The sequence below is a fragment of the Amaricoccus solimangrovi genome (genome assembly GCF_006385685.1).
Lineage (GTDB): Bacteria > Pseudomonadota > Alphaproteobacteria > Rhodobacterales > Rhodobacteraceae > Amaricoccus > Amaricoccus solimangrovi.
Genome location: NZ_VFRP01000052.1, coordinates 1 through 12598, shown reverse-complemented (window position 1 = coordinate 12598; position 12598 = coordinate 1). Strand labels below are relative to the sequence as shown.

Genomic DNA, 12598 nt, shown 5'->3' with positions numbered 1-12598 from the left:
GCACGGATCCCGGCGGACGGGCGCTACCTGATCGAGCACCCGACCGGCGCGGCCGAGGTGCTGCTCGACATCGCCCCGGACGGCGCGCTCCGGAGCGCCGGCACCGTCCGGACCGCGCGCAAGCTCTTCGACGGGCGCGTGTTTCCCACCGACAACGATTGCTCCGGCAACCGGGATTGATATCAGTCTCTGGAGGATCCGCGGCTCGAGTCAGGACATCCGAGAGGTTCGACCGATCAGAAACACCGACGTGCCGCCCCGGAGTCGTCTGAGCCGAAGGCTGGAAGGTTTCCTCGCGATATTGATTGATCGGCGAGGTCTTCATGTCGCCGGCTCGGGCTGTCGGGCTATCCGATGTTCCGCACGGGAACACCGCCGGTTTATCGGGAAGGCCGGCGGCCATTCCGCCGCCCGTCGCACATTCGGCTGCTCCGCTTCGGCCTCCACGACGGCGATCGCCGTCAGATTGACCAGACCTCGCACCCTCTCGACTGCGAGGTGGTATGGTCGCCCGTGCGCGACGCCGGGCGTATGTGTGGCCGTGAGTTCGCGGCGAGACAGGCTCGCGGTCGTGGCTGTTCGTCCTGACCGTGACGATGAGACCGTGCAGGATGCCCGGCGCTAACCTCCGCGACCCGAGCCCTGGAAGAGCCATGCCTTTGGACCCGGAGCGACGCCGCGCAAGGCGCGCTCCGGAGCCAGCATCCGCGCGGACTGGTATCAGCGGGCCTCCGCCATTGCCTTGCGGTACATGATCCGCCGCGCCATCAGCCCGGGACGGTCCGGTGCGAAGCTCATGTCGAACTGCTGCTCCTCGTCTTTCGTCACCACATCCATGATCCACTCCAGGGCTTCGACGTCCTCGTAGTAGGCCTTGGACGAGGCTTCCCGCAGGAAAGTGTCGATCTCCGGGTTCCCCGGCTTGAAGTCTCGGGAGGTGAACCACCAATAGTGGATCGAGGTGTTGCTCTCCGGCGTGAAGACGTGGGTGATGTAGTAGCTGTAACGCTCCGGCTGATCCCCTTCGGGGGCCGGGTCGATGATCTCGGCATATGCGCGGTGCATGGCCGGGCTCACGAACCGCGCCTCCGAGGTGCGCGTGACGCGCTTGTGCATGATCCCGGCCGGCTTGCCGTAGACGGCGGGTGGCGGGGCATTGTCGAGGCGCCGCCGGATTATGACCTGGTCCCCCTCGATCTCGGCCACGAGTTTCGAGCGGGCGTATTCCGGCGTGCCGACGGTGTCGGGGTGAAGGAAGGGAAAGTGGGTCTGATCGATCAGATTCTCGTGCATCCCGACATAGTCGGCCTTGATGTGGAAGTCTCCGGTGACCGTCCCCCAGGCCGGATCCTCGAGCCAGGGCGTCGCCGGGATCAGCGCCTCGTCGGCGAGGTGCGTCGGCCCCATCCAGATCCAGGTGAGCGGCCCCCGGTCGGCGGTCGGGAAGGTGCGAACGGCCGCCGAGGCCGGCGCGCTGTTCAGGGCCGGCATGTGGACGCACATGCCGTCGGCGTCGAAGGCCATGCCGTGATAGCCGCAAACCAGCGTGTCGCCGACGAGCTTGCCCTTCGCCAGCGGGAAGGAGCGATGCGGGCAGCGATTGCGCATGGCGACGGGCCGCCCGTCCTGGGTGCGGTACAGCACGACGTCGATGCCCAGCAGCCGGCGGGCGAGCGGCGTCCGTCCGATCTCGGTGGAGCGGCCGGCGGCGTACCAGCAGTCGCGGATCAGCGGAGTCGCGTAATTGGCGAAATCGTCGTCGCCCCGCGGCGCCATCGCTTCGAAGATGGCATTCTCTTCCTGGATTTTCTGGTCGATCGTTCCCATGGAGCTTGGTCCTGTCAAATGGCAAGTTTCAGTTTCGAGGCGTTCGCGACGCGCGAGCAGCAGACGCACATCTGCCGGCCTTCGGCCCGCTCGGCCTCGCTCAGAAAGCTGTCGCGGTGGTCGATCACGGCGTCGCCGGGGACGACGTCGGTGAGGCAGAGGCCGCATTCACCCCGTCGGCAATCGGAAAGGGTATCGACGCCGGCCTGCTCGAGGGCGTCGAGAATGGTCGTTCCCGCGCCCACCTCGATCAGCCGGCCATCCCGAAGCTCCACGGTCAGGCCGTGGTCATCGGGCCGGTGAGCGGCGTTGAAGACCTCGTAGCGAACCCGCCCGTGGTCCCATCCCAACCCGGCGGCGGCGGTTGTCAGGGCGTCGATCATCGGTCCCGGCCCGCAGACGTAGACGACTGTGCCCTCGGGCTGCCCCGCGAGGAGCGCGCGCAGGTCGGGGAAACCCGAGCGGTCGGCCTCGAGGATCGTCGCATGGTCGCCCCCGATCGCCTCGACCTCGTCGGCGTAGGCCATCTCCTCGCGCCGCCGGCCGGCGTAGACCATGTGGAACGGGCGGTTCCTGAAGCTCAGTGAGCGCATCATCGGCAGGATCGGCGTGATGCCGACGCCGCCCGCGACGAGAAGCGCGTGCGGCACGTTCCGGCCGAGACGGAAGGTGCCGATCGGACGAGAGACCCGCAGCCGCGTGCCTTCGCGAAATGTCGCGTGGATGAACGCCGAACCCCGGAAACGGTCCTCGCGCTGGACAGCGATCCGCCAGAAGGGTTCAGGTGATTTCTCCGGCGAGAGCGGGCCGATCAGCGAATAGTGCCGGAGAAACCGGCCGGCGGGACCCCCGAAGCGCAGCTCGATGTGGCTGCCGGCATCGCCGGGCGGCAAGGCCGCGCCGTCCGCGCCACCAATCAGGAATTCCGAGATGCGCTCGGTCAGGTCGCGGCGACCGACGATGCGAGCGTCGAGGTACTTGCTGGCTGCTGGCCATTGCTTGGCTGTCAATTCGATGCTCCTCCCTTTCGCGGAAGAGCATACCGGGCGCGGCGCCCCTTGGCTTATGCGCCATGTCGATATGGCTTGCCGAATCTGCTATAATAGGTTTCGTCATCCAGGCAGCTTGGAGCGGGGTTCGTCCGACGCGCGGCTCCCAGAGGAGCACAGCAACTTCGGCGGAGGCTCCCGGAAAACGACATGACACCCGCGGCGCGCCCCGAACTGGAACTGCGCGAGGTCCTCGCGATAGACGCGGTCGCCCGGACGCGAAGCTTCAGGATCGCCGCGGGCCTGGTGAACACGACGCAACCGACGCTGTCCCGGCTGATCGCATCGGCCGAGCGAACACTCGATACGCCGCTGTTCCGTCGCGGCTGGTCCGGCACGGAAACCACGCCGGCCGGAGACGTGGCCGCGCGCGTGTGCCGGGCTGCGATCATGGCCATTGACAGCACCGAGCGCGCGATCTTCGCCGGTCGCACGGGCGTACCGTCGCTGCCGCGCAATCTCCGCTCCGCGCATCTGCGCGCCATCGAGGCGGTGACCCGGGAGCGCAACGTGACGCTCGCGGCGAAGCGACTCGGTCGCAGCCAGCCCGAGCTCAGCCGCACCCTTTCCGACTTCTCGAAGCGCTTCGCCGTCAAGCTCTTCGAGCGGACTGGAAGCGGTATGATCCCGCTCGAGCCGGCGAAAGAGCTCACGGCGCTCAGCGGCGCGATCACGTATCTCCTCGACCGACTCCCCGAGCAGCTTCGCCAACTCGAGGGAGATGTCGTCGGCCGGGTCTCGATCGGGATGCTGCCGTTCTCCGGGCAGGACCTGATCTCGCGCGCCTTCGCCCGGCTCTCGAACATGCATCCCAACATCCGCCTCGCCTGTGTTCCGGGGAGCTACAACGGTCTCGTCGAAGCGTTGCGGCGCCGGGAGATCGACCGCATCATCGGGGTCCTTCGCGGACCCGCCTGTCCGGAGGGCCTGGAGGAAGCGCGCCTCTACGACGAACGCTTCGCGGTCATAGCGGCTCGGGACCATCCGCTGCGGGCGAACGGAGAGAACCTCGCCGAACTCGCGGCGACGAAATGGGTGGTCGCGCCACATGGCACGCCCGTGCGTGCCCATTTCGAGGAGGTCTTCGCGGCGCTCGACCTGACGCCACCGACGCAGACCTGTGAAATGCTCTCGTTCGGCGCGGCCGAGCAAATGCTGATCGAATGCCATTCGGTCGCGATGCTCACCTACGGCGAGCGTCGCCTCGGTGCCCTCCGACCGGAGCTTCGCGAAGTGCGGACACCGTTTCCCGCGACGCCCGCCCCCATCGGCGTCACGCGGCTGCGAGACGCTCCCGAGGATCAGGCTCTCACGGCGTTCGAGACGGCGCTCACGGCGCTGGTCGCGGAGGAGGCGTGAGGAGCTGGAAGCCGCCGCGCCGAGAGGGCTTTCACCCGCTGGGCTGTGAGCGAAGGCCAGGACCTCGCCGCGCCACTGGGTTACGTCCCGCTGCCCGCGAACATGCGCGAACGCGTCGCCCCCGCGCTCGCACTGGCGCTCTGAGGCGCGATCAGACGCGTTCAGCGGCCCGTGCGGACCATCGGGAGGCGGCGAGCCACGACAGCCTCAGGACGGCCGCGACGTTCAGCGCTGCCAAGGCTGCGAGCAGGCCGAGCAGCGCCTCTCCCCTGAGGCGCGCGAGGACCGCCGCTTCAAGTATCGGCGCGGCGGCCTGGGCCGCGAGGCTCGGCGCTGCGAGCCGGCCCATCAGCCCCGGGTAACCGTCGGGCCCGAACAGCGCCAGCGGCAGGGCCCCGCGCGCGATCGACCAGATGCCGTCGGACCGCGGTTCCCCGTCACACCTCTCCTTCGCCACCAGCGTGGTCCTCCGCGCAAAGCGCGTGATCCCCCAGGGTCTCGATCACACGGCATTCGGCGATGGTGCCGCGCGAGCACATTTCCAGCATCCGTTCGAGTTCATCGCGGAGCGCGATCAGGCGCGCGATCCGGGCCTTGACCGCCCTCAGCTGGCGCCGCGCAATGTCATCGGCCGCGACGCAGGACCGCTCGGGATCGTCGGACATGCGCAACAGTTCGCGGATCGACTCGAGCGGAAAGCCCAGATCGCGCGCATGGCGCACGAAGGCCAGCCGTTTCCGCGTCGCCTCTCCGTACAATCGGCGGTTGCCGCCGGTCCGGTCCGGTTCGGGCAGCAGGCCGATCTGTTCATAGTAGCGGATGGTCGGGACCTTGACCCCGGTCGCCTCCGACAGCTGGCCGATGGAGAGCACCGCGAAAAACCCTCTTGCTCCTCTAGTGGCTAGAGGAAGTAGTAGGCCGAATCGAGGGTTCAAGTCGCCGGCACATCCCGGCGCGGAAGGAGCGCGACCATGGTAAGCCAGAGCCATCGCCGGGAATGGACGGTCACCGGCATGGATTGCGCCGCTTGCACGGCGAAGGTGACACGCGCGGTCGAGCGCCTGCCCGGCGTCAGCGGTGTAAGGGTGGCGCTGATGACGGAGCGGCTGACGCTCGACCTCGCCCCGGGGGAAACCGCGACCGAAACGATCGAGGAAACGGTGCGCAAGCTCGGCTTCGGCATCGCGGCGAAGGGACAACCCGCGCCCCGGAAGAGGACCTTCGTTCTCCCCGACACGCCGGGCGTGCCCACGGAGAAGCATCCCGCGGGAGCGGTCCCGTCCCTGGCCGGCGCGGGTCGAGGCGCCGACCACGGGCAAACCCATACGCACGTCAACCCGGCCGAGCGGGACAGGCGGTGGTACGATACGGCGAAGGGCCGGCTCGTCATCCTGACCGGCGGGCTCCTGGCGGTGGCCTGGGCCGTCGACCTGCTGACCCCGGCCGAAACCGGATCCTGGGCGTTCCTGCTCGCATGCCTCATCGGCGTCGCGCCGGTCGCCGCGCGCGCCTGGGCGGCGCTGCGCATGGGCCAGCCCTTCACGATCGAGAGCCTGATGACCATCGCGGCGCTCGGCGCGCTCCTCATCGGGGCGGCGGAGGAAGCCGCGCTGGTGGTCTTCCTCTTCGCCGTGGGCGAGGTGCTGGAAGGCGTCGCGGCCAACAGGGCGCGTGACGGCATCCGGGCCCTCGCCGCGCTCGTTCCGAAGACGGCGCTGCTCGAAACGCCCGGCGGGACGCGGGAGGTTCCGGCGGACGGGCTCGTGATCGGCCAGACCGTTCTGGTGCGGCCCGGCGACCGGGTGCCGGTGGATGGCGAGATCGTCGAGGGCGTGGGCGGCATCGACGAGAGCCCGGTGACGGGAGAAAGCCTGCCGCGCACGAAGGGTCCGGGCGATCCGGTCTTCGCCGGCTCGATCAACACCGAGGCCGCCCTGCGGCTCCGCGTGACGAAGACGCCCGCCGACAATACGATCGCGCGGATCATCCGTCTCGTCGAGGAGGCCGAGGAGGCCCGCGCCCCGACCGAGCGCTTCATCGACCGCTTCTCGCGCGGGTACATGCCCGCGGTCGTCGCGATCGCGGCGCTGGTCATCATCGTTCCGCCGCTCGCCTTCGGCGCGGATTGGTCGACCTGGACCTACCGCGGCCTCGCGCTGCTGCTGATCGGCTGCCCCTGCGCGCTGGTGATCTCGGTCCCGGCCTCGATCGCCTCGGCGCTGTCCTCGGGGGCGAAACGCGGCCTCCTGATGAAGGGCGGCGCCGTGATCGAGGCGGCGGCGAAGGTGACGCGGATCGCCTTCGACAAGACCGGCACCCTGACCCACGGCCGGCCGGCCGTGACCGATCTCGTGCCCGCGCCGGGCGTGGCCGAGGCGGAACTGCTCGCGATCGCCGGCGGCGTCGAGGCGGGCTCGAGCCACCCGCTCGCCCAGGCGATCCTGCGCCGTGCCTCGGAGGCGGGCGTGACCCCGGCCATCGCGACCGACATCCGCGCGCTGCCCGGAAAGGGGGCTGAGGCCGGTATTGGCGGGGATCGGATCCAAGTCATGTCTCCCCGCGCCGCGGCGGAGTGGGGCGCGCTCGACGCGGCCGCCATCGACCGCGCGGCCGCGCTGGAAGCGGAGGGCAAGACCGTTGTCGCTGTCTTCCGGCCGCGCGGGACGCTAGGCCTCGTCGCCATGCGCGACGAACCCCGCGCCGACGCGGCGGAGGCGATCCGCCAGCTTCGCTCGCTCGGCATCGAGGCGACGATGCTGACGGGCGACAACGCCCGCGCCGCCGCCGTGATCGCCACCGGGCTCGGCCTTGACGTCCGGGCGGAAATGCTGCCCGAGGACAAGCTCGCGGCGATCGGCGAGATGCGGGCCGATGCCACGCGGACTGGTGGGCGCGTCATGATGATCGGCGACGGCATCAACGACGCCCCGGCGCTCCGGCGGGCGGATGTCGGCGTCGCCATGGGATCAGGCACCGACGTGGCGCTGGAGACGGCGGACGCGGCGATCCTGCGCGACCGCGTCGCCGACGTGCCCGCGCTGATCCGGCTCGCGCGTGCGACGATGGGCAACATCCGCCAGAACGTCGCGCTCGCGCTCGGGCTGAAGGCGGTCTTTCTCGTGACGTCGGTCCTGGGGATTACCGGTCTCTGGATCGCAATCCTCGCCGATACCGGCGCGACCGTCCTCGTCACTCTGAACGCGCTGCGCTTGCTCGGCTACGACCCGGCAAGGGAGCGCTGAGGTCCCCGGAACAGCGTTCGATGCCCGGGAGACCGGGCGGAACGGACCTGATCCGAGCATCGTCGGTCCGATGCGGCCGTAACTCTCACCTTTCCGGTGGCCTCGTAGTGTCCGTGGGCGTGCCGGGGTTCGTCGGGGCCGGGCGCCCCGCGCGCTCCGCGGGAACTGGTGCGCGATCGCCCGGAGGATCCGGCGACGGCCGAGGCGATCCGGGCGTTCACGGACTGGGCCGTGAGCGAGGGCCAGGACCTCGCCGCGCCGCTCGGCTATGTCCCGCTGCCCCAGACCCTGCGCGAACGCGTCGCCCCCGCGCTCGCGCCGGCGCTCTGACGCGCGATCAGACGCGTTCGGCGGCCCGTCCGGACCATCGGGCGGCGGTGAGCCACGACAGTCCCAGGACGGCTGCGAGGTTAAGCAGGGCCAGGGCCGCGAGCAGGCCAAGCAGCGCCTCTCCCCCGAGGCGCGCGAGGACCGCCGCCCCAAGTATCGGCGCGGCGGCCTGGGCCGCGAGGCTCGGCGCTGCGAGCCGGCCCATCAGCGCCGGGTAACCGTCGGGCCCGAACAGCGCCAGCGGCAGGGCCCCGCGTGCGATCGACCAGATGCCGTTGCCCGCGCCAACGGCGATCAGCGCCCCCGGCGACGAGCCCGGCGCCCGACCAGAGCAGCGTGAGCCCGGCGGCGATCAGCGCCGCCGCCGCGCCCAGCGTCCAGATCGGATGATGCCGGCCGCCCGCTGCCATCTCGATGACGCGCGCGCCGACCTGCGCCGGTCCCACCAGCGCGCCAAGCCCGACGGCGGCCGCCAGCGACAGACCCCGGGCTTCGAGGAGCGTGATCAGATGCACGGACCAGATCGCGGCGATCGTGGCGCCCGTCGTCAGGATCGCCGCGAGCAGCCAGAAGACCGCACCGCGCACCGCGATGGCGGCGGACGCCGTGACTTCCGGTGTCTCGGCACGGACATGTTTCGGGAGAGCGAGGAGGATGAGTGGCAGCGTCACGCCGAGATGGAGACCGGCGTAGGCGAGGCAGGTACCCCGCCAGCCGACGACTTCGAGCAGCCAGGCGGACAACGGCCAGCAGATCGTGCTGGCGAAGCCACCCCAGAGCGTCAGCGTCGTGATCGCCCGCCGCGCCGATGTGCCATAGAGCCCGCCGAGCGTCGCGAAGGCCGCGTCGTAGAGACCCGCGCCCATTCCTGCCCCGATCAGCAGCCAGGCCGCGAGATAGAACGGGAGCGTTGGCGCGGCCGCCATCGCCGTCAGGCCCGCCGCGAGCAGCACCGCGCCCATGCCCAACACGCCGCGCCCACCCCGGGCGCCGATCCTTCGCCCGACGTGGACCGACACAAGCCCGGCCGCCAGCAGCCCGAGCGACACCCCGCCGACCACCCAGGCATAGCGCCAGCCGGTGTCGCGGGAAATCGGATCGGCGAGCACCGCGAGCAGGTAATAGGACGAGCCCCAAGCGAGGATCTGCGCGATGCCGAGCGCGGCGATCACCCGCCCTCGGCCACTGACCGCGACATCGGGCGTCACGCGGCACCCACCACGACCGCTGAGCCGGACGCGCCACAGCCGCATCCGTCGCGCCCCGCCGTCTTCGCTTCCGCGTCGAGCGCGCAGCAGGCCGCCGCCTCGGCCGGCGCCGGCCCGCCGCAGCAGCCCGCCTCCGTGGCGATCGGCCCCGCCGCGCAGACACCGGTTTCGGGGAGGACCAGACGCACCTCGCGCGCGGCGGCACGATCACCGGCGATCTCGGCGACCACCGAGCGGACCTGCTCGTAGCCGGTCGCCATCAGGAAGGTCGGCGCCCGCCCGTAGGATTTCGCGCCGACGACGTAGACCCCCGGCTCCGGATGCGCGGGTTCGGCCACCCCGTGCGGCGGCACGGTGCCGCGGGAATGCAGGTTCGGGTCGATCAGTGAGCCCGTCGCCTCGAGCAACGTCCGCGCGGCGGCGTCGATGTCGTACCTCCAGGGCGAGAACATCCGGACGTGACCCCAGGCCTGGATCGCGGTGCCCGCGCCCGGGCCGCGCTCGAGCACCAGCGGCCGGAGCCCGCGCTCGACAAGCCGCGCGGCGGCGGCGAGGCCGACGGGGCCCGCGCCGATCACGGCGACCGGAAGATCTTCGAAACCGGCGCTTTCCATCTGATTCGATCCTCCCGGACATTTCGAAATTTAAGAAAAAGAAAAGGCTGTCAGGCGGCCGAGTCCTCGCCGTCCCGCGCGCACCCCGCGTCGGCGCAGCACTCATCGGCGAGGAAGCCGATCAGCGCGTTCATCGTCGGATAGTGCGCCCGGCAGAGGAGCGTCGTCGCCTGGCGCTCCCGCGTGACCAGTCCCGCCTCCACCAGACGCTTCAGGTGGTGCGACAGGGTGGAGGCGGCGATGCCGATCCTTGCCTGAAGCCGCCCGACCGGCAGTCCGTCGGCGCCGGCCCGGACCAGCGCGCGGTAAACGCGAAGGCGGGTCGGATTGCCGAGGGCTTCGAGTTGGCGAGCGGCTATTTCGAGTTTCATGGAAAGATCGTAGCTGGCGCGCCGACACGCCGTCAAGTTTATTTCGACATGAATCGAAATATGCGTGGTGCCGCGCGGGTCGTCCCGCTGGCGAGCGCGGGTAGCGGCTCGAAGCCACATTCCGCCCGTTTGCGGAATCGATGGCCGAGGCGTATATGCATGATCGCGCATATGCGTATGAGGTGGAACGATGCCCCTTCAGGTACTCTCGGCGCTCGCCGAACCGACCCGCCTGGGGGCGATCCGGATCCTCTCCGACGGCGACGAACACTGCGTCTGCGAACTCATGCGTCGGCTCCTGGCATCACAAAGCCGGATGTCGCGCCACATGCGGGTCCTGAAACAGGCGGGGCTGGTGACGGACCGCCGGGACGCGCAATGGGTGCGCTACCGGCTGAACCCCGATCTCGCTCCGGAAATCCGCGCCATCGTGCTGGCCGTTCTCGCCGCGCACGCCCTCGAGGAAAGTCAGGCCGCGTGAGCGCTCCCGCCTCCGTTCCCGCGCATCCGTCCCGGCCCGACTGGGTCTGGCATCTCGGCCTCGCCGGCTATGGCGTGATGAGCACCCCCGCCGTGGTGGTTGACGGCAAGGTCACGCACAAGGGTTCGGTTCCGGGGCGCGAGCAGGTCCAGGCCTGGCTTGCCTGATCGAAGCGTCGTGTAGCGGCCGATGCTTGGCGCGGAGCCGACCGGGCATCTCGGCCACGAGTACGGCGACGTGGCCCCGCCCCTGGCGTCTCATGAGCAGTGCCCCCCGAGGGAGCCCACGGAAGAACCGCGCCGCCCTCAGGGCCGCTCCGCGGACCTGGGGCGATGGCGCCCGCGGCGATGCTTACGACCACCGACCGGCCGCGGCCTGAGGATGCGACGAAACGCGGCGCCGACGTCGATGGCGCGAGAACGGGCCTCGTATCGATGCGCGGCCTCGGCGCCCAGCCCGCGCCGTCCGGTGTCACCACCAGCTTCCGTCCCCCGCGCTCGCGGAGCGTCCGCGGTGATCGGCTCTCCGTCCGTCGAGACCGTCACTCCGCGTCAGGCCACCGCCCTCCCGCTGCCTCGCGCACCACCTCAGTCAGCTCGTTCGACCTTCACGGGACCTCCACGCGATGCATCCGCGCATCGACCCGCTCGACCAGCAGCTGCGCAATGCGCGCCCACTCCGGCCGATCGCGTTGGCTATTCGCCGCGAATACCCTATGGTCGACGCGGAGGCCGCCGGGCGGCGAGGAGGGGCGCATTGCGACTTCGCATCGGCTACGAGGTTGACTTCGAATTCCCGCGGCCGACGCCGGTGCTCTCGGTGCTGAACGTGCATTTCTCGCGCGCATCCGACCTTGAGGCGCCAGACCTCATTCGTCTCGATCCCCCGGCGCCGCTCACCAGCTACCGGGACGGCTTCGGCAACTGGTGCGGCCGTTTCACCGCCCCCGCCGGCAAGGTTCGCATCGGCGCCGATACTGTCATCCGCGACAGCGGTCTGCCCGACCCGGTCGTCGCCGATGCCCGCCAGCACCCGATCGAGGAACTGCCCGATGAAGCCCTCGTGTTCCTCCTCGCCAGCCGCTTCTGCGAGAGCGATCGCATGCTCGACCTCGCCTGGAGCCTTTTTGGCGCCACCCCGCCCGGTTGGCCGCGCGTCCAGGCCATCTGCGACTTCGTCCACAACCATATTCGCTTCGATTACCAGCAGGCTCGCCCCACCCGCTCGGCCTTCGAGGGCTACGCCGAGGGCGTCGGCGTCTGCCGCGACTACGCCCACCTCGCCATTTCCTTCTGTCGCGCGATGAACATTCCCGCGCGGTACTGCACCGGATATCTCGGCGACGTGGGCACGCCGCCGCCGTACCCGCCCGGCGATTTCGCAGCGTGGTTCGAGGCCTACCTCGGCGGTGGCTGGCGTATCTTCGATCCGCGCAACAACGTGCCGCGCCAGAGCCGCGTACTCATGGCTCGCGGCCGCGACGCCGCCGACGTCGCCCTCACCACCACCTTTGGCCCGGGCGTCATGCTGGGTTTCCGCGTCTGGACCGACGAGATCCCCACCTGACCAGGGGAGAGGCTTCGTGACGCGAGACCTGATGCGCGGTGTTCGGTTTCCGTCGAGATGCCGCCGACGCTGAACAGCCCCGCGACGCCGCCCCATCGAGGTCGTGGTGTTGAAGCTCTGCGTGAGCGAGACGAAGATGACGCCGGCGCGATCGAAGATGTCGAGCAGCTTCGAGAAGTCCATCAGCGAGCGCGACCGGCGGTCGATCTTGTAGACCACGACGACGTCGATCAGACCCTCCTCGACGTCGGCCAGCCGCCGCCGCGGGGCAGGGCGCTCCAGCGTGCGCTGGCCGCGCAGCTCGCGAAACTCGGATGCGCCATCGCTCGATGTGCTAAAGTGGCATGGCCGGTCCCACGACCTTCGGGCGTCGCCAAGCCGGCATTTCGAGGGAGGCTTTGTCTGGAATGACGACGCTCACCGAAGATCGGATATGGCTGGCCTGGACAGGCATGGAGACGGACCTGATCTTCAACCAGGGTGTGGATCTGCCCGGCTTCGCGGCATTCCCCATGGTCGATAGTTCCGACGGGCGCGCGCGGCTTCGGGAC

13 protein-coding genes and 2 pseudogenes are annotated in these 12598 nt (G+C 69.9%); 7 read left to right on the top strand and 8 right to left on the bottom strand.

Annotated elements, in window-relative coordinates:
• Positions 1-180: pseudogene (locus FJM51_RS22340) on the top strand (hypothetical protein); the annotation flags it as partial.
• 540 nt (positions 181-720) lie between these two features.
• Here the strand turns inward: FJM51_RS22340 and FJM51_RS22335 are convergent.
• Together FJM51_RS22335 and FJM51_RS22330 are read right to left on the bottom strand one after the other, a co-directional pair.
• Complete coding sequence (locus FJM51_RS22335; protein WP_140456324.1) at positions 721-1827, bottom strand: Rieske 2Fe-2S domain-containing protein; 1107 nt, start codon at positions 1825-1827, stop codon at positions 721-723.
• Positions 1828-1841: 14 nt separating this feature from the next.
• A complete protein-coding gene (locus tag FJM51_RS22330) occupies positions 1842-2837 on the bottom strand; it encodes a PDR/VanB family oxidoreductase (protein WP_140456323.1) in 996 nt (331 codons plus the stop codon).
• Between the two features lie 189 nt (positions 2838-3026).
• On the opposite strand from FJM51_RS22330, the gene FJM51_RS22325 reads away from it, so the two are divergent.
• Positions 3027-4235: a LysR family transcriptional regulator gene (locus tag FJM51_RS22325; protein ID WP_140456322.1), complete on the top strand. Its 1209-nt coding sequence runs from the start codon at positions 3027-3029 to the stop codon at positions 4233-4235.
• A gap of 151 nt (positions 4236-4386) precedes the next feature.
• On the opposite strand, the gene FJM51_RS22320 is transcribed toward FJM51_RS22325, so the two are convergent.
• Together FJM51_RS22320 and FJM51_RS22315 are read right to left on the bottom strand one after the other, a co-directional pair.
• Entirely contained in the window at positions 4387-4692 is a 306-nt protein-coding gene (locus FJM51_RS22320) for a hypothetical protein (RefSeq protein ID WP_140456321.1), read from the bottom strand.
• The gene (locus FJM51_RS22315; RefSeq protein ID WP_140456320.1) at positions 4673-5107 is read right to left on the bottom strand and encodes a MerR family transcriptional regulator; all 435 of its coding nucleotides are present in this window, start codon (positions 5105-5107) and stop codon (positions 4673-4675) included. The genes FJM51_RS22320 and FJM51_RS22315 overlap by 20 nt, the downstream gene beginning before the upstream one ends.
• A gap of 99 nt (positions 5108-5206) precedes the next feature.
• Here FJM51_RS22315 and FJM51_RS22310 point away from each other — a divergent pair, with 99 nt between their 5' ends.
• Both FJM51_RS22310 and FJM51_RS24010 read left to right on the top strand, forming a co-directional pair.
• Complete coding sequence (locus tag FJM51_RS22310) at positions 5207-7477, top strand: heavy metal translocating P-type ATPase (protein WP_140456319.1); 2271 nt, start codon at positions 5207-5209, stop codon at positions 7475-7477.
• Positions 7478-7645: 168 nt separating this feature from the next.
• Positions 7646-7807, top strand: a complete 162-nt coding sequence (locus FJM51_RS24010; RefSeq protein WP_181164716.1) for a hypothetical protein — start codon at positions 7646-7648, stop codon at positions 7805-7807.
• A gap of 80 nt (positions 7808-7887) precedes the next feature.
• On the opposite strand, the gene FJM51_RS22305 is transcribed toward FJM51_RS24010, so the two are convergent.
• The 3 genes from FJM51_RS22305 to FJM51_RS22295 are packed head-to-tail and all read right to left on the bottom strand — an operon-like array spanning position 7888 to position 10000.
• The gene (locus FJM51_RS22305; protein WP_233713231.1) at positions 7888-8979 is read right to left on the bottom strand and encodes an MFS transporter; all 1092 of its coding nucleotides are present in this window, start codon (positions 8977-8979) and stop codon (positions 7888-7890) included.
• Positions 8980-9011: 32 nt separating this feature from the next.
• Positions 9012-9629, bottom strand: a complete 618-nt coding sequence (locus FJM51_RS22300; RefSeq protein WP_140456318.1) for an FAD-dependent oxidoreductase — start codon at positions 9627-9629, stop codon at positions 9012-9014.
• A gap of 50 nt (positions 9630-9679) precedes the next feature.
• Positions 9680-10000, bottom strand: coding sequence for an ArsR/SmtB family transcription factor (locus tag FJM51_RS22295; RefSeq protein ID WP_140456317.1), 321 nt, complete (start codon positions 9998-10000; stop codon positions 9680-9682).
• Positions 10001-10190: 190 nt separating this feature from the next.
• Here FJM51_RS22295 and FJM51_RS22290 point away from each other — a divergent pair, with 190 nt between their 5' ends.
• The 3 genes from FJM51_RS22290 (at position 10191) to FJM51_RS22280 (ending at position 12047) form a co-directional block, all read left to right on the top strand.
• Positions 10191-10481: an ArsR/SmtB family transcription factor gene (locus tag FJM51_RS22290; protein WP_140456316.1), complete on the top strand. Its 291-nt coding sequence runs from the start codon at positions 10191-10193 to the stop codon at positions 10479-10481.
• Positions 10478-10648, top strand: coding sequence for a thioredoxin family protein (locus FJM51_RS24600; protein ID WP_233713230.1), 171 nt, complete (start codon positions 10478-10480; stop codon positions 10646-10648). The genes FJM51_RS22290 and FJM51_RS24600 overlap by 4 nt, the downstream gene beginning before the upstream one ends.
• Positions 10649-11237: 589 nt before the next feature.
• On the top strand, positions 11238-12047 hold the full coding sequence (locus FJM51_RS22280) for a transglutaminase-like domain-containing protein (protein WP_140456314.1): 810 nt from the start codon (positions 11238-11240) through the stop codon (positions 12045-12047).
• A gap of 87 nt (positions 12048-12134) precedes the next feature.
• Here FJM51_RS22280 and FJM51_RS22275 read toward each other — a convergent pair.
• Positions 12135-12332 (bottom strand): annotated as a pseudogene (locus FJM51_RS22275) (recombinase family protein); the annotation flags it as partial.
• Positions 12333-12598 lie beyond the last annotated feature (266 nt).

Excerpts from the sequence above, each read along its gene's own strand:
- FJM51_RS22290 (WP_140456316.1), top strand. The coding sequence starts at position 10,191 with ATGCCCCTTCAGGTACTCTCGGCGCTCGCCGAACCGACCCGCCTGGGG.
- FJM51_RS22300 (WP_140456318.1), bottom strand. The coding sequence starts at position 9,629 with ATGGAAAGCGCCGGTTTCGAAGATCTTCCGGTCGCCGTGATCGGCGCG.
- FJM51_RS22325 (WP_140456322.1), top strand. The coding sequence starts at position 3,027 with ATGACACCCGCGGCGCGCCCCGAACTGGAACTGCGCGAGGTCCTCGCG.
- FJM51_RS22335 (WP_140456324.1), bottom strand. The coding sequence starts at position 1,827 with ATGGGAACGATCGACCAGAAAATCCAGGAAGAGAATGCCATCTTCGAA.
- FJM51_RS22310 (WP_140456319.1), top strand. The coding sequence starts at position 5,207 with ATGGTAAGCCAGAGCCATCGCCGGGAATGGACGGTCACCGGCATGGAT.
- FJM51_RS22295 (WP_140456317.1), bottom strand. The coding sequence starts at position 10,000 with ATGAAACTCGAAATAGCCGCTCGCCAACTCGAAGCCCTCGGCAATCCG.